This window comes from Bergeyella porcorum, from assembly GCF_042427575.1.
GTDB lineage: Bacteria > Bacteroidota > Bacteroidia > Flavobacteriales > Weeksellaceae > Bergeyella > Bergeyella porcorum.
Genome location: NZ_JBHMFD010000001.1, coordinates 139803 through 159467, shown reverse-complemented (window position 1 = coordinate 159467; position 19665 = coordinate 139803). Strand labels below are relative to the sequence as shown.

The following is a 19665-nucleotide window of genomic DNA, read 5'->3' as shown; positions in this document are numbered from 1 at the left end:
AAAGTTTACCTTCAATTACTTTAATAGGGAATGGCGAAAATATAAATTACTAGTTATTAACGGATTGTAAATTTTGTGCGTTTATTTAAGGAGGCATTCATTTTTAGGAGGTACATTTATAGGGGTACTGATGATGGGGCTTCAAAGTTTAACTTTTCATAGTCTATTATAAAATGGACGTGATATATTTTTATCGGTCAGTAGTGATAAAAAATGATAAAATTCATATACTTTCATCAGGAAATATCTTAGTAGCTCCATATTTTTTCAGAATTACAAGGATTTTATTTTAGGCTAAAATAGAGAGGTTTTTAATGTAATATTTTGATAATTAGTTTTTTAAATACTGTTTCGTAACTCATTTGTTCAATTATGATTTTTTTCATAATTTTATTGGCAAATGAAATCTAATATGGCTAAAAAGAAGAAAGACTTTGGAATTGAAAAGACATTAAAAAAATTAGGAATTAAGGAAGAGAACAAAGGTGTTTCCGTAGGTGGAAAGTTTTTTGCGAGTGGAAAGACCATAGAAAGTTACTCTCCTACAGACGGAAAACTAATTGCAAAGGTAAAGTGCGGTAACCAGAAAGATTATGATAAGGTATTAGATGCCGCTAAAGAAGCTTTTAAAACATTTAGGCTAATGCCTGCTCCTAAAAGAGGAGAAATTGTTCGTCAGTTTGGGAATAAGCTGAGGGAGTACAAAGAAGATTTAGGAAAGTTGGTCTCCTACGAAATGGGAAAATCCCTACAAGAAGGCTTGGGCGAAGTGCAAGAGATGATAGACATTTGTGATTTTGCTGTGGGGCTTTCTCGCCAATTGCACGGCTTTACAATGCACTCTGAGCGATTGGCTCACCGTATGTATGAGCAGTATCATCCAATGGGGATTGTGGGCGTTATCTCCGCATTCAATTTTCCAGTGGCAGTATGGTCTTGGAATACCGCTTTGGCGTGGATTTGTGGTAATGTAACCATCTGGAAACCATCAGAGAAAACTCCACTTTGTGCCATTGCTTGCCAGAATATCATTGCAGAAGTATTGAAAGAAAATAATTTGCCAGAAGGCATTTCGGGGCTTATTGTGGGAGATGCTACCCTTGGAGAACGCCTAGTAGATGATAAAAATATTCCTTTGATTTCCTTTACGGGTTCTACCAATGTGGGGAGAAAAGTAGGCGTAAAAGTCGCAGAGCGTTTCGGGAAATCCATTTTAGAACTGGGAGGTAACAATGCCATCATTATCACAGAAAATGCAGATTTGGATATGTCCATCATTGGTGCAGTGTTTGGTGCAGTAGGCACAGCAGGACAAAGATGTACCTCTACCCGCCGACTGATTATTCACGAGAATGTTTATGAAGAAGTAAAGCAGCGTTTGGTGAAAGCCTACGGTCAGCTTAAGATTGGAAATCCATTAGATGAAAGCAATCACGTAGGTCCACTGATTGATACCGATGCCGTGAAGCAATATGAAAATGCCATTGCCAAGTGTAAAAAAGAAGGAGGAAACTTTGTAGTAGAAGACGAAGTGCTTTCTGGGAAAGGTTATGAATCTGGCTGCTATGTAAAACCTTGTATTGCCGAGGTGCAAAATCAATTTGAAATTGTGCAACACGAGACTTTTGCCCCTATTTTATATTTGATGAAATACCAAAATTTGGAAGACGCTATTGAAATGCAAAATGATGTTCCACAGGGATTATCTTCTGCTATTATGACGCAAAATCTCCGTGAGGCAGAGTTGTTCCTATCCCACGCTGGTTCAGACTGTGGTATTGCTAATGTCAATATCGGGACCTCGGGAGCAGAGATAGGCGGAGCTTTTGGTGGTGAGAAAGAAACGGGTGGAGGTAGAGAATCTGGCTCTGATGTATGGAAATACTATATGAGAAGACAGACCAATACCATCAATTATAGTAAAGAACTTCCACTGGCACAAGGAATTAAGTTTGATATTTAAGAAGTTTAAAATCAAAGTTTTATATAATATTTAAATCTAATAACTAATAAAAAATCACAAAAATTATGCACGACGCAATTCAATCCAACAAGGTAGCTGCCAATAAAGTAAAAGAAACTCTATCAAGACACATCTTAGCAGATGGCTTTGATTTTGTGATGGATATGGAAAAATCTCACGGCTCTTGGATTCACGATAAAATTTCAGGAGAAGAATATCTGGATATGTTTTCTATGTTTGCCTCAGGAGCAATAGGCTATAATCATCCCTATCTGGTGAAGCATACAGAATGGCTCGGGAAAATGGCCATCAACAAACCAACTTTGGCAGATGTATATTCTGAAGAATATGCGGAGTTTATGGAAGTTTTTGAAAGGGTTGCTATTCCAAAACATTTACAGTATGCGTTTTTTATTTCTGGAGGAACCTTAGCGGTAGAAAATGCAATGAAGGCTTGTTTTGATTGGAAAACCAAAAAGAATTTTGCAAAAGATATAGAAGTAGAGGGGGATATTTGTATTCATTTTCGCCAAGCATTCCACGGGCGTAGTGGCTATACGCTGAGTCTTACCAATACTTTTGACCCAAGAAAATACCAATATTTCCCAAAATTTGATTGGCCTAGAATCCTCAATCCTCATTTGAATTATCCCATTACGGAAGAAAATTTGGAGGAAACCATCAAAAACGAACAGATTGCTTTGCTTAATATTCAGGAAGCCATTATTGCTAATCCTAATAGAGTGGCTTGCATCATCATAGAGCCAATTCAAGCGGAAGGTGGCGACCACCATTTTAGAGATGAATTTTTCCAAGGACTTAGAAAGATTTGTGATGAAAACGAGGTTTTGCTCATCTTCGATGAAGTACAGACGGGCATCGGGATGACTGGTAAAATGTGGGCACACGAGCATTTTTCGGTGCAACCAGATGTGATTTCTTTCGGGAAAAAAACGCAGGTATGTGGTATTTTGGCCAACAAGGAAAAATTTGACGAAGTCCCAGATAATGTATTCAGAGAAAGCTCAAGAATCAACTCTACTTTTGGAGGTAATTTTATCGATATGATGAGGCTCAAACTCATTCTAGAGGTTATAGAGCAGGAGAATCTGGTGCAACACGCAGAAGAGATGGGAGCTTATCTTTTGGAAGGACTTCAAAGATTGGAGCAGCAATATCCACAGTATGTTTCTGCTGCCAGAGGTAAGGGGCTAATGTGTGCTTTTAACCTACCAACAGCAGAGCTGAGAAATAAAGTTCAAAGCCAATTGTATCAAGATAAAGTGATTATCTTAGGATGTGGAGAGAGGGCATTAAGATTTAGACCTCATCTCAATGTTTCAAAAGATGAAATACAGACGGCTTTGGAACGATTGGAGCAAATTTTACAAAAAGAAATTTAAAATTATTTTGTAATATTGAATGAAAGATGTAATTTTATATCATCAAAAAAAATAAAATATGGAGAATAAAGCGAGAGTTTCAGTTTTTGAAAGTGAAATCCAACAAGAAATTCAATTGGTAAAGTCTAAGTTGGAAGATGCAGGGATAAAAAATTCCGTGGAAAATAAGTATATGACATTTACTACCACACCCACAGCTACTACACTAAAAGTAATGGTGGATTTGGAAGACGAGAAGAAGGCATTTGAGATTATAGATGCTTGGTTACAAGAGAAATAAATTATCCTAATAATAATTGTTTTCATAGTTTTAAATTTTATTACCTGAAGCAAGGCTTATCTAGAAAGTCTTGCTTTTTATATTTTTTGTTGATTTTAGTTCGGTTTTTACCGAACTAATTTTATATCTTTGTGGTCATTATGGGAGAAGTAAATACAGATATAACGCAATTGCGTGAAGAAATACTGAAAGAATCCGCAGCGTTCTATGGTGATTTTTATGGTTTGCCCCCTTTGGCATCAAAAATCAATTCATACCTGATGTTTGATTTCAATAGGGAAGGAAAAACCTTTGAGGAATTGGTAGAATATTTTTCTGCAAGTAAAAGTAGTATATCATCTAATCTTAATACATTATTATCATTACAGCTCATTAAAGATATTACAAAACCCAATCAAAGAAAGCGATATTTCATAACCAATGATGAGTTTGCAAAGATTAGGCTGAGCAATGTAGCAAAGCGATTGAGGAGAGAAGCAGATCTTTTAGAGAAAATAAGTGTTTATCAAGAAATTCTAAACAAAGGAGAAGCTTCAGGAATACAGAAGTTGAAAATCCAAAGCGAAATGTTGATAAAACACGCAGATAATATAGAAGAAACCATTAGAAAACTATAAAAATTCTGTTTTGAATGTAATGAAAGGCTTCTACTCCGCTCAGCCTGACAGAATATATCAAATTAAAATAAAAGACTTATAAAATAAATTTTAGTTATGAAATACCATTCGTTAATGTTTCCTATCATTATTGCTACGACGGCGGTAAGTTGTGGTAAAAAGGAAGACCCCAATGCTGCTATGGCCAACGTAGCAAAGCCTTATCCAGTAGTGAAGGTAGAAACCAAAAATATTACGGGCTATACTGAATATGCAGCCGATATTCAAGGGAAAGTAAACAATGCAGTACGGGCAAAAATCCAAGGATACATCACGCAAGTATTGGTAGATGAAGGACAATATGTAAAGGCTGGACAACCGCTTTTCAGGTTAGAAACCAATATTCTCAACGAAAATGCAGATGCTGCCCGTTCGGGAATTAGTTCAGCCAAAGCCAATGTTCAAGCTGCTAAAGCTGCTGTGCAAGCCGCACAGGTAGAGGTGGATAAACTGAAACCTCTGGTGGCTAAAAATATCATCAGCAATGTGCAATTGCAAACAGCACAAGCTAATTTGGCAAGTGCCAAAGCACAGCTTTCTCAAGCTCAGGCCGCAGAAGCTCAAGCGGTAGCTAACTATAAAAGCGTGGAGGCCAATATCAACTATTCCATTATTCGAGCTCCGATTTCTGGCGTGGTGGGTAAAATCAATTTCCGCGAGGGAAGTCTGGTAGGGCCTTCTGATGCTACGGCTATTACTACCGTATCGGACACCAAAGAGCTGTATGTTTATTTCTCGATGAACGAAAAAGAATACCTCGATTTCTTGGAAGGTTCGGTAGGAGCAACCGTTCCTGAAAAATTGAAAAATATGCCAATGGTAGATTTGATTTTAGCCAATGGGCAACCTTATTCTGAAAAGGGAAGGATACAAACTGTTACCGGGCAAATAGACCAAACCACCGGAACCATCCAGTTTAGAGTACTATTTAATAACGAAGCTAAACTCCTTAGCAATGGAAATAGCGGAAGAATTAGAATCCCGAAACTGTACAACAACGTATTGGCAATTCCAGAATCTTCTACCTATGAGCAGCAGCAGATTGTCTATGCCTACAAGGTAGATAAAGGTGTCGCCAACCCGGTAACTATAAAAGTTCGCGACCGTGTAGAGGGCTATATCGTTTTGGAAAGCGGACTAAAACAAGGTGATGAAATTGTGGCTCAGGGTGTTTCTTCTTTACAACCAGAAACAAAAATCACCCCGAAAGTTATTAATATGGATAGTTTAGTACAAGCAGTAAAACCTATTTTCTAAAACTATGATTAAGAAGTTTATCAACCGTCCGGTGCTTTCTACGGTAATTTCTATAATGATTGTAATTCTCGGTGTATTAGGGATTACTTCGTTGCCCATAGCTCAATATCCTAATATTGCACCTGTAACGGTATCGGTATCGGCTACCTATACTGGAGCCAATGCCGAAACAGTAATGAAGTCGGTAATAGTTCCTTTGGAGGAGCAAATCAATGGAGTAGAAGGTATGGATTATATTACCTCTACAGCGTCTAACAATGGTACTGCTACCATCAATGTGTATTTTAAACAAGGTTATGATGGCGATATTGCCTCGGTAAACGTGCAGAATCGCGTAGCCCGTGCCAACTCGCTATTGCCAAGTGAGGTAACCCGTGCTGGGGTAATTACACAAAAACAAAACCCTGGCAACTTGATGTTTATCAATTTCTATTCTGAAAATCCTGAAATAGACGATTTGTTTATTCAAAATTATATGAATATCAATATCATTCCTGCTCTCAAGCGTATTCAGGGAGTGGGTGATGCTTCTGTTTTTGGTGGAAAAGACTATTCGATGCGTGTTTGGCTCAAGCCTGAAAAATTGGCTGCCTATGGCTTGGTTCCGTCGGAAGTCACTTCAGCGATTACCTCACAGAGTTTGGAAGCAGCTTCGGGCTCTTTGGGACAAAATTCTGGAAATTCGTATGAATACATTATCCGATACAAAGGAAAATTCAACGAAGTATCCGAATACGAAAATATTGTGATTAAAGCCTTAGATGGTGGAAGAATCTTATACTTAAAAGATATAGCGGATATAGAATTGGGTTCGCTTTCGTATGCCAATTTTGCGAAAGTAAACCAATATCCATCGGTAGCAATGGGAATTTCACAAACCCCAGGGTCTAATGCTCGTGATATTATCAATGAAATAAAAGCTTATCTAGAATCTGCCGAAGGTTCGTTTCCTAAAGGAATGAAATACCGATTTAACTACGATGCTAATGAATTTCTAGATGCTTCTATTTCTAAGGTAATTACTACACTTTTAGAAGCATTCCTTTTGGTATTCATCGTGGTATATATCTTTTTACAAGATTTCCGTTCTACGCTTATTCCAGCGATTGCCGTACCGGTGTCTATTGTAGGAACATTTTTCTTTCTGTATTTATTTGGATATTCTATCAACTTGCTCACCTTATTTGCCTTGGTACTCGCCATAGGTATTGTGGTAGATGATGCCATAGTGGTGGTAGAAGCAGTACACGCCAAGATGGAAGGCGGAGGGCATAAGACGTCTAAATCCGCTACGATTGAAGCAATGGACGAAATCACGGGGGCTATTATTTCTATTACTCTAGTGATGGCAGCGGTGTTTATCCCCGTAACGTTTATTTCGGGGCCTACGGGTGTGTTTTACAAACAATTTGGTATCACACTTATTGTGGCTATTGCCATATCTGCGGTGAATGCCCTTACGCTCAGCCCTGTGCTTTGTGCTTTGTTGCTAAAGCCACACGGAGATAAAGCATACGAAGAAAAGTCTATGATGGGCAAATTTTTCCACAAGTTTAATATCGCTTTCAATGTAGGAACTCAACGCTATGGCCGTGCATTTACCTTTCTTTTAAGAAGAAAATATCTACTGTTGGTATTTTTTGCCATTGCGGGTATTGCATTTTATTTTGCAAATAAAGATTTAAAAACAGGTTTTGTACCAGATGAAGACAATGGTTTCTTTTTGATGAATGTAGAATTGGCACCAGGTGCATCTATGGAGCGAACGGCAAATGTTTTAGAAGAAGTGCGTACCAAAGTGTCCAAAATACCAGGCGTAGTTGCTACTACAGGAGTTGTAGGACGAAGCATTATTTCAGGAGCAGGAAGTAATTTCGGAATGGGGTTTGTGCGTTTGGAATCGTTTGAAGAACGCTCTGGCGACCCAGAGAAAACCATTGATGCCATCAGACAAAAGGCTTTTGGAGCAGTTTCAGGAATATCAGATGCCAAGGTCATCTTCTTTCAAATGCCTGCCGTACCAGGATTTAGTGCCAGTGGAGGTGTTTCTATGGTTTTGATGGATAAATCTGGAGGTTCTATTGAAGATTTGAATAATAAAGCACAAGAATTTATCGGGAATTTAATGCAAAGACCCGAAATACAGTATGTGCAAAACTCACTCAATGTACGCTATCCACAGTATGAATTAACGGTAAATGCAGAACGTGCAGCTCAGTCGGGCATTTCGGTGAGTGCCATTCTTTCTACACTACAGAGCTATGTAGGAGGACTTTATGCTACAGATTTCACCAAGTATGGAAAACAGTTTAGAGTGATGGTACAAGCTTTACCAGAATACCGCCAAAATGTGCAAAATTTTGATGAATTGATGGTGAAAAACAGCAATAACGAAATGGTGCCAGTATCACAGTTTGTATCGTTAAAACGCGTATATGGGCCACAGATTGTAAACCGATACAACCTCTTTACATCTGCAAGTTTATCAGGAGGAAATGCACCAGGCTACAGTACCGGAGATGCCATAAAAGCGGTGGAAGAAGTAGCGGCACAGACATTAGGAGCTAATTATGCCATAGATTTTACGGGACTTACGCGTGAGGAGAAAAATTCAGGTTCTCAGATGGTGGTTATCTTTATGCTATCACTCATCTTTACCTACTTTATTCTATCGGCACAATACGAAAGTTATGTATTGCCATTAGCGGTGATTACATCCTTGCCATTTGGGATTGCTGGTGCATATTTAGGACAATGGATAATGGGCTTGCAAAACAATATTTATTTCCAAATATCCTTGATTATGCTCATTGGATTGTTGGCAAAAAATGCGATTTTGATAGTGGAGTTTGCTGTGCAGCGTAGGCACCACGGCGAGAGCTTGTCTCGCTCGGCAATTAATGCAGCGATGGCTCGTTTGCGTCCGATTTTGATGACGTCATTTGCCTTCATCGTTGGGTTATTACCTTTGGTATTGGCTAGCGGTATTGGAGCTGCTGGAAACCGCTCGGTGGCAACAGGTGCCGTGTTCGGACTATTGATAGGAACGATGGTAGGGGTAATTGTAATCCCAATGCTCTACATCGTTTTCCAAGCCATTCAAGAAAAAATAAAACCGTTGAAATCTGAGAAATTAAATTTGAATGAATAACCCAAGGTTTTTAGATTGCTGGTGTAAAAAAAACTTCAGCAATCTAATACTTTAAATGATTTAGAAATGAAAAATAATATAAAAACGATTGCACTTTCTTCAATACTCTTATGGATTTTGGTGTCGTGTAGTGTTAGAGAAAATTATCAGCGGAATGCAGCCGTGGTTAATGAAAACCTCTACCGTACAGATAGACTTCCTATGGATAGCAGTAGCATTGCAGATTTATCTTGGAAAGAAATTTTCAAAGACCCTATTTTGCAAGGTCATATAGAAAAAGCTTTGGAGCATAATCTGGATGTGAGAATTGCCGTGCAAAGTATGATTTCTGCGGAGACTTATCTTAAGCAATCCAAAAATGCGTATTTTCCTACATTGTCTTTAGGCCCAGGCTATACTTTTACTACTTCTTCCCTCAATACCCAGATGGGGCAGATTATTGGGCGAAGAACCTATATCAATCAGTTTGACATCGATGCTACCATTTCTTGGGAGGCGGATATTTGGGGAAAGTTAAAATCTCAGGAAAAAGCACAGATGGCAAGTTATCTTTCTTCGGTGGCAGGGCATAGGGCTGTAAAATCAAGTTTGGTAGCTACGGTAGCGTCTACTTATTATCAGCTTTTAGCTTTGGATGAGCAGAAGAGAACCATCCAAAAAACCATTGAACTGAGAAAAAAATCATTGGAAACTACCCAAGCTCTGAAAAATGCAGGCACTCTTACAGAAGTGGCTGTGAAACAAAGTGAGGCTTTGGTGCACAATGCGGAGGCTTCTCTCATCGGGATTGATACGCAAATCCAAGTGTTGGAAAACTCATTTTCTCTTTTGCTGGGAACTTCTGGCAAAGAAGTAGAGCGTTCTACATTGGCGGTACAAACTTTACCAGAACGCTTTGATTTGGGGTATTCTGTGAAACTGTTGTCCAACCGACCAGATGTAATGCAAGCAGAATATGCTCTGATGCAAGCCTACGAACTTACCAATGTGGCAAAGGCTTCCTTTTATCCTAGCCTTACCCTTACGGGCACGGGTGGTTTACAAGGAATAGATTTGGACAAGTTTTTTTCTGCTCAATCGCTTTTTGCGAGTGTAGTGGCAGGCATTACACAGCCTATATTCAATAGAAGACAAATAAAAACAGCCTATGAGGTGAGCCTTGCCAATAGGGAAACGGCCTATCTTAATTTCCGAAAAACTTTGCTTACAGCAGGAAAAGAAGTATCAGATGCTCTTAGAAATTATACTGTGCAAGATGAATTTATCGCTCTGAAAACTCAAGAGGCTTATGCGTATGGAAAAGCGGTAGAGTATTCTCAGCAATTGGTAGATTATGGAATGGCAAATTACCTTGAAGTGATTACCGCAAGTGTGAACCACCTTAATGCCGAGCTAAGTATTGTAGATGCTCAATACAGCAAACTTAATGCTGGCGTGCAGCTTTACCAAGCCTTAGGCGGCGGATGGAGATAATAGGAATGATGATTTCACTTTAAAAATCAAAAGAGTGTACCGAAACAATTGGTCACTCTTTTTTTATTTTTTACTTTTGCCCTATGCGATGGATTAAATTTATTATTTTGCTCGGCATACTCGCTTTGGGTGGTTATGCAGCATCTATGTATTTTGTGGAAGAAAGCAAATCCTTTACTATAGAGAAGGATATCAATTATCCTATTGAAAAAGTCTATCCACAGTTCAATAACTTTCAAAACTTCACCCGTTGGAATCAATACTTCAAAGAATCCAAAACTCTGGCGGTTAATTATTTTCAGCCTTACGAAGGGCAGGGAGCTTCTATCACTTTTAATGATGACCATTCAGAGGTAAAAGGGGAAATGTACATTCGCTATGAAAACCCTTACAAAACATTGAGATATCAGCTCTTTGAAAAAGATAATGAAAATCCATACTTGATAGATGTGAAATTTAAAGTAGTTTCACCTACCAAAACGAAAATCACTTGGTTTGTACACACTCCGAAACAACCGTGGATGAAACGCTCTGCTAATCTCTGGGCAGAAAGCATATTCGTGGAAAGATTAGATAAAAGCATCACTAATCTTAGCAATTTATTGAGCAATAAAGTAGATAAAGACGCTATGCTTACCTCCATAAAATACGATAGTTTGATGGTGGAGGAAACCGAAGGACAATTGCTACTAGGAGTGAATGTAAGTACGGCTAATAAAGGAGATTTACTCATCAAAAATATCGTGATGAATCACAATAAAGTGTTCAACTATGTTACCAGCGACCTCGGTAAGCAAGAAGATGAAATAGGATTTCCCACAATGCTCACCGAAGCTACCAACTATAAGGATAAAGAAGTTTCCTACTTCTATGGTATTCCGCTTTCCAAGAGAATAGGCATTTCTGATAATAATTTTAGTTTTAAAACCATCAATGCTACAAAGCAATATGTCATTTATTATAAAGGAAATTATAAAAACAGGGTAAGTGCTATACAAGAATTACTACAAAAAGCGAAAAAAGACACAATGAGATACGGAGAACTTCAGCAGATTTTCATAGAACCTCCGCTGGAAAACGGAGAAGTTAATGTAAAGTTTGCATTACCCGTTTTTAAATAACCTTTTGGTTTACAATTTATTAAAACAATGAAAGAACATAATCATCAAAATTAATAGCATTCATTGATTTTTTAATACAAATTAATTAGGCTTACCTCATATAATTTTTATATTTTTGTGAAATAACATTTTATTTGAAAAGAAACTGTATATAATGGACCGATTTTCATTCCTAAACGCAGCTCATTCTCAGTTAATTGAGGATTTGTATCAACAGTATTTGAAATATCCTGATTCTTTAGAGCCTTCTTGGAAAGCTTTCTTTCAAGGGTTTGATTTCGCTTTAGAGACTTATGACGGGGTATCAGAGTCATCTTCGGCACCATCATCTGCCGCAGTGTCTGTTGCTGCTCCTGCTTCTGCTGGAGGCGAAATTCCAGATGATATCAGAAGAGAGTTTAAAGTATTAGACCTTATCAATGCTTACAGACACAGAGGGCATTTGTTTACCAAAACCAATCCTGTGCGTGAGAGAAGACCCTATGCACCTACTTTGGATATAGAAAATTTTGGACTTTCTAAGGCAGATTTGTCTAAAAAATTCAACTGTGCTACAGAAATAGGATTCTCGCAAGCTGAAACATTACAAACCATCATCCAACGCTTGGAAAAAGTGTATTGTGATTCCATAGGAGTAGAATATATGCATATGGAGCAGGTGGAAGAGAAAGAATGGGTGAAAAAATGGCTTCAAGTCAATGAAAATCATCCTCAGCTTTCGGCAGAGGAAAAAATAGAAATTCTTCACAAACTAAACCAAGCGGTAGCATTTGAAAATTATTTACATACCAAGTTTGTAGGTCAAAAGCGTTTCTCTTTGGAAGGAGGAGAGTCCTTAATTCCTGCATTAGACCAGCTCATCACGCGTTCTTCTCAGTTGGGCGTGGACGAAGTAGTTTTAGGTATGGCTCACCGTGGGCGTCTTAATGTTCTTACCAATATTTTTGGAAAATCTTACAAGCAAATTTTCTCTGAGTTTGAAGGAAAAGAGTTTGAAGAAGATGTATTCTCTGGAGATGTGAAGTACCACTTAGGCTCAACCACAAAAGTTAAAACCGCAAGTGGTGAGGAAGTAGCAATTAATCTTACACCAAACCCATCTCACTTAGAGACTGTTGCGTCTTTGGTGATGGGGATTTCGCGTGCAAAAATAGACCACAAATATAAAGGAAATTACAGCAAAGTATTGCCTATCGTTATCCACGGAGATGGTGCGGTGGCGGGGCAAGGCATCGTGTACGAAGTGGCTCAGATGATGCTTTTAGATGGTTATAAAACAGGAGGAAGCGTTCACATTGTAGTGAATAACCAAGTTTCCTTTACTACCAACTATTTAGATGCTCGCTCTTCTACTTATTGTACCGATATTGCAAAGGTAACGGGTTCTCCGGTAATGCACGTGAATGCAGATGATGTGGAAGCCGTAGTACACGCCATCCGTTTTGCAGCAGAATATAGAGCGAAGTTCCAGAAAGATGTTTACATAGACTTATTAGGTTACAGAAAATATGGGCATAATGAAGGTGATGAGCCAAGATTTACGCAGCCTAACTTGTACAAAACCATTGCAAAACATCCTAATCCAAGAGAGATTTATAAAAATTTGCTTTCTCAAGAAAATGTACTTTCAGATGAGGTTTTGAAAGAGATGGAGAGCAAATTCAAGGCATTGTTGGATGAAAATTTTGATGCATCTAAAGAAATCGTGAAAAATACGATGGATATCTTTATGAATGATGAATGGAAAGACTATCCACTTTGCAAGAGAGGAGCTTTGCAGCAACCTGTAGATACTTCTTTTGACCTTGAAACATTGAAAGAGTTGGCAGTGAAAATGTCCACTTTGCCAAAGGATAAAAAATTCATCAACAAAATCAATCGCCTTTTTGATAATAGATTAAAACAAATAGAAGGCAATACCCTTGATTGGGCATTGGCAGAATGGCTGGCGTACGCCTCATTACTATCAGAAGGAAAAGGCGTAAGAATCTCTGGTGAAGATGTGGAAAGAGGAACATTCTCCCACCGTCACGCAGTATTGAAAACAGAAGACCACGAGGAAGAATATATTCCACTAAGACAAGTTTCTGATAGTCAATTTGATATATACAATTCTCACCTTTCGGAATACGGTGTTTTAGGTTTTGATTATGGCTATGCTATGGCATCTCCTAATACCCTTACTATTTGGGAAGCTCAGTTTGGAGATTTCGTGAACGGAGCACAGATTATTGTAGATCAATATTTGGTAGCCGCAGAAGAAAAATGGAAAATTCAAGATGGTTTGGTAATGCTATTGCCACACGGCTCCGAAGGTCAAGGTGCAGAGCACTCCTCTGCGAGATTAGAAAGATTCTTGACGCTTTGTGCCAACGAGAACATCATCGTAGGAAACTTTACCACACCTGCAAACATATATCACGCTTTGAGAAGACAACTGAAGTTCCCTTTCAGAAAACCATTGGTGGTGATGTCGCCAAAATCATTGCTGAGACATCCTAAAGTAGTTTCTTCATTTGAAGATTTGGCACAGGGAACTTTCCAACCGATTATAGACGATGCTACGGCAGAAGCTTCTAAAGTGGAAAAATTGGTGCTTTGCTCAGGTAAATTGTATTACGAATTACTTGCGAAGAAAGAAGAATTGGGCAGAGAAGATGTGGCATTGGTAAGATTGGAGCAGCTTTATCCTATTCAACAAGATAAGATAGAGGAAATTTTCTCTAAGTATTCTAATAGAAAAGAACTCGTTTGGGCTCAGGAAGAACCAGAAAATATGGGGGCTTGGTCTTATATCTTGAGAAATTTTAGAGACCAGAATATTCAGGTTGTGGCACCAGTGCCTAGTGGTACTCCAGCTCCTGGAAGTCATAAGATGTTTGAGAAAAACCAAAACGATGTGATTTGTAGAGTATTTGGGGTGAATGATGCTCCTACACAAAGACCCGTTACAGCGTAAAAAATAATTTAATCATTTATAAATAAATAATATCTAGATATGTCAATTTTAGAAATGAAAGTCCCTTCACCGGGAGAATCGATCACAGAAGTAGAAATTGCTACTTGGCTCGTAAAAGACGGTGATTATGTAGAAAAAGATCAGCCTATTGCTGAAGTGGATTCAGACAAAGCAACGCTTGAACTACCTGCAGAAGAAAGTGGTATCATTACCCTAAAAGCTGAGGAGGGCGATACTGTAGAAGTAGGACAAGTGGTTTGTCTAATCGATATGAGTGCTGCAAAACCAGAAGGTAACGCTGCACCAGCAAAAGAAGAGCCTAAGAAAGAGGAACCAAAGAAAGAAGAAGCTCCAAAGGTAGAGGCTAAATCTCAGCCTGCAACTTACGCTACAGGAACGCCTTCGCCAGCTGCTAAGAAAGTTCTAGATGAAAAAGGAATTGATGCAGCACAAGTGCAAGGAACAGGAAGAGACGGAAGAATTACCAAGGAAGATGCTGTAAAAGCAACACCATCTTTTGGGTCTGTAGATGCTACATCTGGCTCTAGAGCTATGACAACTACTAAGCTTTCTATGCTAAGAAGAAAGTTGTCTGCAAGATTGGTTTCTGTGAAAAATGAAACGGCTATGCTTACCACTTTCAATGAAGTGGATATGTCTGAAATTTTCAGAATTAGAAAACAATACAAAGATGAGTTTGCGGCTAAGCACGGTATTGGTCTAGGCTTTATGTCGTTCTTTACCAAGGCAGTTACCAGAGCATTGCAAATGTACCCAGATGTAAACGCTTCTATAGATGGTGATTTCAAAATCAATTATGATTTCTGTGATATTTCCATTGCGGTATCTGGTCCAAAAGGATTAATGGTTCCAGTATTGAGAAATGCTGAAAATATGACTTTCAGAGGGGTAGAGGCTAATATCAAAAACTTGGCAGAAAGAGCAAGAGATGGAAGAATTACCGTAGATGAAATGACGGGTGGTACCTTCACCATTACCAATGGAGGGGTATTCGGGTCTATGCTTTCTACGCCAATCATCAATCCTCCACAATCTGCCATCTTGGGAATGCACAACATTATCCAAAGACCTGTGGCAGTGAACGGACAAGTGGAAATCCGTCCAATGATGTATTTAGCAATGTCTTACGACCACAGAATTATTGATGGTAGAGAGTCTGTAGGGTTCTTAGTTGCTGTGAAAGAAGCAATTGATAATCCAGTAGAATTCCTAATGAACGGAGACGAAAGAAGAGCATTGGAGCTATAATCTGATTCTCTTAGAAATATTTAATTCAGAAAGCAGTGCAACTTCGGTTGTGCTGCTTTGGTTTTATCTGATGGTTAATGGTTCTCAATTGTTGGAAGGCTAAGAGGCTAGAAGGTTATAAGAGGCATAACCAAAAGTGAAAAAGACATTATGTGGTTAAAATTTTGAAATGCAAATAGTTAAATAAAAACAGTTAAAAGTACAATCGTTGGCTGAGCAATACGTCATTATCAACGGTTGTGATGAAGTGGGTAATAACATATGGAGATACACATCCTAATAAAGAAATACCCTATTTAACATAATATAAATTATAGGCTGTTTTATAAAATCCAAGAATCCTTGCATTGAAGCAATTTACAATTCTAAATTTCCTCAAATCTAAAATCATTGGATAAATAAATATCAGTGGCATTATCCACGCTATAATCTCCAATTTTAGTCCTTCTAAGTTGAGTAAGGTATGCACCAACTTCCAAAGCTTGACCAATATCGTGAGCTAAACTTCTGATATAGGTTCCTTTGCTGCAACCCACAGTAAACCGAATATTAGGCAACTGAATCTCTATATCTTTAATGTAATAGATAATAGTCTTTCTAGATTTCATTGCAACCTCTTCACCAGCTCTGGCAAGATTATAGGCTCGTTCACCATCTATTTTTAAAGCAGAAAATATAGGCGGACGTTGTTCTATTTCTCCTTCAAATTTTGCCAGAGTTTCGTGAATGATATCTTCTGTAATATACTGATAATCTTGGTGTAATATTTCAGGTTTCTCTGTGTCATAAGATTCTGTCTGAGCACCTATTTTTATTTCTGCCCAATACTCCTTAGGAGCATCTTGTATTTCTGTAATTTTTTTCGTGGCTTTGCCAGTGCATACAATAAGCAATCCTGTAGCTTTGGGATCAAGCGTTCCTGCGTGTCCAACCTTTATTTTTTTGAGTTTAAATTCTCTTTTGAGTTTAAATTTTATTTTATTCACCGCTTGGAAACTTGTCCAGTCCAAAGGCTTGTCTACCAATAATACTTGTCCGTCTTGTATCTGTTCTAAGGTCATAAATCGAGATTAATAAAGAATTTTCTCCTTTTCTGCAAAGATATAAAAACGAAATCCCTACCTCAAATAATATTTTCAAATGTCAGAGTAAAATTCTATTTTTGGAGAATGAATTATATTGCTGAACAATACCAAGCCGTAAAGTCTGCTCTGCCTTCTGATATTACTCTGGTAGCAGTTTCTAAAACTCATTCTGCCGATAAAATAAGACAGGTATATGATTTAGGACAAAGAATTTTTGCTGAAAATAAAGTCCAAGAATTAGTGGAAAAAGCCCCTCTCCTACCCAAAGATATTCAGTGGCACCTTATAGGGCATCTTCAGACTAATAAAGTGAAATATATTGCTGATTTTGTGGATACTATACAAAGTGTAGATTCTGAAAAATTACTTTCAGAGATTAATAAACACGCAGGGAAACATCAGCGAATCATCAAGGTTCTTCTACAAGTAAAAATAGCGGAGGAAGATACCAAATCTGGTATGGAAATATCAGAAACTAAGGAACTTTTTCTCAAATGGCTTCAAGGAAATTTCCCCAATGTGAAAATAACAGGGCTAATGGGAATGGCAACTTTTACTGATGACGAAGCACAAATAGAACGAGAATTTTCTTTCCTGAAAAGATTGTATGACCAGCTTTCTCTGCAATCTCCTTTATCTGTACTTTCTATGGGGATGAGCGGCGATTATCCATTAGCAATAGCGTGTGGAGCAAATTCTGTACGGATAGGTTCTGCAATTTTTGGAGAAAGATTGTGATTTTTTTTTTCATAATTTCTCTTTGTTATTTATATAATTATCATATATTGTATAATTTAACCAATTTTTAACATTTTTCTATTTGTTTAATGCATAGATTTGTGAAACAAATTAAAAGTTATTTAATCTATTAAATTTTAAAATTATGGACAATCAAGATTTAAACAAAGCAGAAAATGTAGTGAACAAAGCACAATGGAAAATTAATGAAGTAGCAGATAAGGCCAAAGAGTATATCCGTGAACAACGCGATAAAAATGAAGAGCCAACAGCTGAGGGCTGGTTGGAGCGTGCAAAAGCAAACTTGTCTGATGCTTGGGAAGATACTAAAGATGCGGTATCGGATGCTTGGGAAAAAGCTAAAGATGCTGCTGTAGATGTAAAAGCAGAAATAGAAAAGAAAACTAATTAATTTTTTCATAATTCTATAAAAAAAGCGTATCATTAATATTAATGATACGCTTTTTAATGTTTAATCTTAATTTAATTTTAACTCACAATCACCTCTCCCGTCATTGCTTCTGGAATTTCTATTCCCATAGTAGTAAGGATAGATGGTGCTACATCCCCTAGTTTACCAGGTCTAAGCTTCCATTCTCTGTCTTTATCCATTACAATAAGCGGTACCAAGTTGGTAGAATGCTGTGTGTTAGGTGAGCCATCTGGGTTAATCATCACATCACTATTACCGTGGTCGGCAAGGATAAAAACTGTATATCCGTGGTTGTAAGCTGTGGTAGCAACTTGTTCTATACACTTATCCACCGTTTCTGCGGCTTTCACTGCGGCTGAAAATACGCCTGTGTGCCCTACCATATCAGTATTGGCAAAATTCAGACAGATAAAATCTGCGGTTTCGTTTTCTATTTCTGGGAGGATATTAGCCGTGATGTCATTAGCAGACATTTCTGGTTTCAAATCATAGGTCGGTACATCTTTAGGACTTGGACAAAGGATGCGTTTTTCATTTAAGAAAACATCTTCTCGCCCTCCAGAAAAGAAGAATGTAACATGAGGGTATTTTTCAGTTTCCGCTACACGAATTTGTGATTTTCCATTCTTTTCCAAAACCTCTCCCATTGTTTCTGAAAGAACTTCTTCATCAAAAACCACTTTTACATTCTTGAAATCTTTATCATAATTGGTAAGGGTAACATAGTACAAATCTAAACGGTGCATTCCAAACTCTGGAAAATCTTGCTGAGAAAGCACTTCTGTAATTTCCCTTCCTCTATCGGTTCTGAAATTGAAACAAAATACCACATCACCCTCTTGGATTTTAGCTATCGGAAGACCATCGGCATTCTGATGGATGATTGGCAATAGAAACTCATCGGTAACGCCTTCATCATAAGATTGTTGTATCGCTCCCAAAACATCGATAGTCTCTTTACCTACGCCATTCACCATAGCATCATAAGCCAATTTTACACGCTCCCAACGCTTGTCTCTATCCATAGCGTAATACCTTCCTACAATAGAAGCCAGCTGCCCTCCTGTGGTTTGTAAATGATGAAGCAAATCTTCTATCAATCCTTTTCCAGAATGTGGGTCGCAATCTCTACCGTCGGTAAAAGCGTGTACAAATACCCTTTCTGCCACGGCATTGTCATTAGCTGCAATCAGAAGTCCCTTTAAATGATTGATATGAGAATGTACCCCTCCATCAGAAGTGAGTCCAATGAAATGGATATTTTTATCATTCAGTTTGGCATATTCAAAGGCATCTACTATTTTCTGCTCCTTTCCCAATGAGCCATTTTCCACCGCCATATTAAGCTTTACCAAGTTTTGATAAACTACTCTTCCTGCTCCTAAATTCATATGACCTACCTCAGAATTTCCCATTTGCCCAGCAGGTAACCCCACGGCAAGCCCACTGGCTTCTAATGTGGTATTGGGAAATTTCTCATAGCAACTGTCCATAAAGGGTGTATTGGCTTGAGCAATGGCTGAAACTTTTGGGTCTGTACCGATTCCCCAACCATCGAGAATCGCTAATAATGCTTTTTTAGACATTTTCTATACTTTTTATAATTAGGACAAAATTAATCATTATTTTCCATTGAAGATGGATGATTTATCTTACATTTTATACACCAACCTGCAGAAAGTGTTGAGTGCTGAGTTTTTTTGAAGAAAGAGGAAAGAAGAAAGAAAAAAGATCATCAACCGACAACCAACAACTATCAACCATTTTTAAGTTCTGAGTTTTGAGGTTTTAATAATTGACAATTAACCATTAACCATTAACTAACGACCATCAACCGACAACCAGCAACTGTCAACCATTTTTGAGGTTTGAGGTTT

14 protein-coding genes are annotated in these 19665 nt (G+C 38.0%); 12 read left to right on the top strand and 2 right to left on the bottom strand.

The window, feature by feature from the left end:
* Positions 1-412 precede the first annotated feature (412 nt).
* The 10 genes from amaB (at position 413) to odhB (ending at position 15532) form a co-directional block, all read left to right on the top strand.
* Positions 413-1963 (top strand): L-piperidine-6-carboxylate dehydrogenase, encoded by a 1551-nt coding sequence (amaB, locus tag ACFFUE_RS00680; RefSeq protein WP_376832204.1) that lies wholly within the window; start codon positions 413-415, stop codon positions 1961-1963.
* A 65-nt stretch (positions 1964-2028) separates the two neighbouring features.
* A complete protein-coding gene (gene lat / locus ACFFUE_RS00675; protein WP_376831906.1) occupies positions 2029-3366 on the top strand; it encodes an L-lysine 6-transaminase in 1338 nt (445 codons plus the stop codon).
* Positions 3367-3424: 58 nt separating this feature from the next.
* Positions 3425-3646 (top strand): DUF2007 domain-containing protein, encoded by a 222-nt coding sequence (locus ACFFUE_RS00670; protein WP_327984510.1) that lies wholly within the window; start codon positions 3425-3427, stop codon positions 3644-3646.
* 140 nt (positions 3647-3786) lie between these two features.
* Entirely contained in the window at positions 3787-4263 is a 477-nt protein-coding gene (locus tag ACFFUE_RS00665; RefSeq protein ID WP_376831904.1) for a transcriptional regulator, read from the top strand.
* A 96-nt stretch (positions 4264-4359) separates the two neighbouring features.
* Positions 4360-5559 (top strand): efflux RND transporter periplasmic adaptor subunit, encoded by a 1200-nt coding sequence (locus ACFFUE_RS00660; RefSeq protein WP_376831902.1) that lies wholly within the window; start codon positions 4360-4362, stop codon positions 5557-5559.
* A 4-nt stretch (positions 5560-5563) separates the two neighbouring features.
* Complete coding sequence (locus ACFFUE_RS00655; protein WP_376831900.1) at positions 5564-8710, top strand: efflux RND transporter permease subunit; 3147 nt, start codon at positions 5564-5566, stop codon at positions 8708-8710.
* Positions 8711-8776: 66 nt separating this feature from the next.
* Positions 8777-10183, top strand: a complete 1407-nt coding sequence (locus ACFFUE_RS00650; RefSeq protein WP_376831897.1) for an efflux transporter outer membrane subunit — start codon at positions 8777-8779, stop codon at positions 10181-10183.
* A gap of 83 nt (positions 10184-10266) precedes the next feature.
* Positions 10267-11304 carry an SRPBCC family protein gene (locus ACFFUE_RS00645; RefSeq protein ID WP_376831895.1) on the top strand — a complete coding sequence of 346 codons (1038 nt, stop codon included), beginning with the start codon at positions 10267-10269 and terminating at the stop codon, positions 11302-11304.
* A gap of 154 nt (positions 11305-11458) precedes the next feature.
* Entirely contained in the window at positions 11459-14263 is a 2805-nt protein-coding gene (locus ACFFUE_RS00640; RefSeq protein WP_376831892.1) for a 2-oxoglutarate dehydrogenase E1 component, read from the top strand.
* A gap of 39 nt (positions 14264-14302) precedes the next feature.
* Positions 14303-15532, top strand: coding sequence for a 2-oxoglutarate dehydrogenase complex dihydrolipoyllysine-residue succinyltransferase (odhB, locus tag ACFFUE_RS00635; protein WP_376831890.1), 1230 nt, complete (start codon positions 14303-14305; stop codon positions 15530-15532).
* 365 nt (positions 15533-15897) lie between these two features.
* Here odhB and truB read toward each other — a convergent pair whose 3' ends face one another.
* Positions 15898-16593, bottom strand: a complete 696-nt coding sequence (truB, locus tag ACFFUE_RS00630; RefSeq protein ID WP_376831888.1) for a tRNA pseudouridine(55) synthase TruB — start codon at positions 16591-16593, stop codon at positions 15898-15900.
* Positions 16594-16701: 108 nt separating this feature from the next.
* Between truB and ACFFUE_RS00625 the strand changes: the two genes are divergently transcribed.
* Entirely contained in the window at positions 16702-17355 is a 654-nt protein-coding gene (locus ACFFUE_RS00625; RefSeq protein ID WP_376831885.1) for a YggS family pyridoxal phosphate-dependent enzyme, read from the top strand.
* A gap of 145 nt (positions 17356-17500) precedes the next feature.
* Positions 17501-17767, top strand: coding sequence for a hypothetical protein (locus ACFFUE_RS00620; RefSeq protein WP_376831883.1), 267 nt, complete (start codon positions 17501-17503; stop codon positions 17765-17767).
* A gap of 77 nt (positions 17768-17844) precedes the next feature.
* Here ACFFUE_RS00620 and gpmI read toward each other — a convergent pair whose 3' ends face one another.
* On the bottom strand, positions 17845-19374 hold the full coding sequence (gene gpmI, locus ACFFUE_RS00615) for a 2,3-bisphosphoglycerate-independent phosphoglycerate mutase (RefSeq protein ID WP_376831880.1): 1530 nt from the start codon (positions 19372-19374) through the stop codon (positions 17845-17847).
* Positions 19375-19665: the final 291 nt, after the last annotated feature.

What these genes read in the sequence shown, in the direction of transcription:
- odhB (WP_376831890.1), top strand. Translation starts at nt 14,303, where the DNA reads ATGTCAATTTTAGAAATGAAAGTCCCTTCACCGGGAGAATCGATCACA.
- ACFFUE_RS00655 (WP_376831900.1), top strand. Translation starts at nt 5,564, where the DNA reads ATGATTAAGAAGTTTATCAACCGTCCGGTGCTTTCTACGGTAATTTCT.
- ACFFUE_RS00670 (WP_327984510.1), top strand. Translation starts at nt 3,425, where the DNA reads ATGGAGAATAAAGCGAGAGTTTCAGTTTTTGAAAGTGAAATCCAACAA.
- ACFFUE_RS00640 (WP_376831892.1), top strand. Translation starts at nt 11,459, where the DNA reads ATGGACCGATTTTCATTCCTAAACGCAGCTCATTCTCAGTTAATTGAG.
- ACFFUE_RS00660 (WP_376831902.1), top strand. Translation starts at nt 4,360, where the DNA reads ATGAAATACCATTCGTTAATGTTTCCTATCATTATTGCTACGACGGCG.
- lat (WP_376831906.1), top strand. Translation starts at nt 2,029, where the DNA reads ATGCACGACGCAATTCAATCCAACAAGGTAGCTGCCAATAAAGTAAAA.
- gpmI (WP_376831880.1), bottom strand. Translation starts at nt 19,374, where the DNA reads ATGTCTAAAAAAGCATTATTAGCGATTCTCGATGGTTGGGGAATCGGT.
- ACFFUE_RS00625 (WP_376831885.1), top strand. Translation starts at nt 16,702, where the DNA reads ATGAATTATATTGCTGAACAATACCAAGCCGTAAAGTCTGCTCTGCCT.
- ACFFUE_RS00650 (WP_376831897.1), top strand. Translation starts at nt 8,777, where the DNA reads ATGAAAAATAATATAAAAACGATTGCACTTTCTTCAATACTCTTATGG.
- amaB (WP_376832204.1), top strand. Translation starts at nt 413, where the DNA reads ATGGCTAAAAAGAAGAAAGACTTTGGAATTGAAAAGACATTAAAAAAA.
- truB (WP_376831888.1), bottom strand. Translation starts at nt 16,593, where the DNA reads ATGACCTTAGAACAGATACAAGACGGACAAGTATTATTGGTAGACAAG.
- ACFFUE_RS00620 (WP_376831883.1), top strand. Translation starts at nt 17,501, where the DNA reads ATGGACAATCAAGATTTAAACAAAGCAGAAAATGTAGTGAACAAAGCA.
- ACFFUE_RS00665 (WP_376831904.1), top strand. Translation starts at nt 3,787, where the DNA reads ATGGGAGAAGTAAATACAGATATAACGCAATTGCGTGAAGAAATACTG.
- ACFFUE_RS00645 (WP_376831895.1), top strand. Translation starts at nt 10,267, where the DNA reads ATGCGATGGATTAAATTTATTATTTTGCTCGGCATACTCGCTTTGGGT.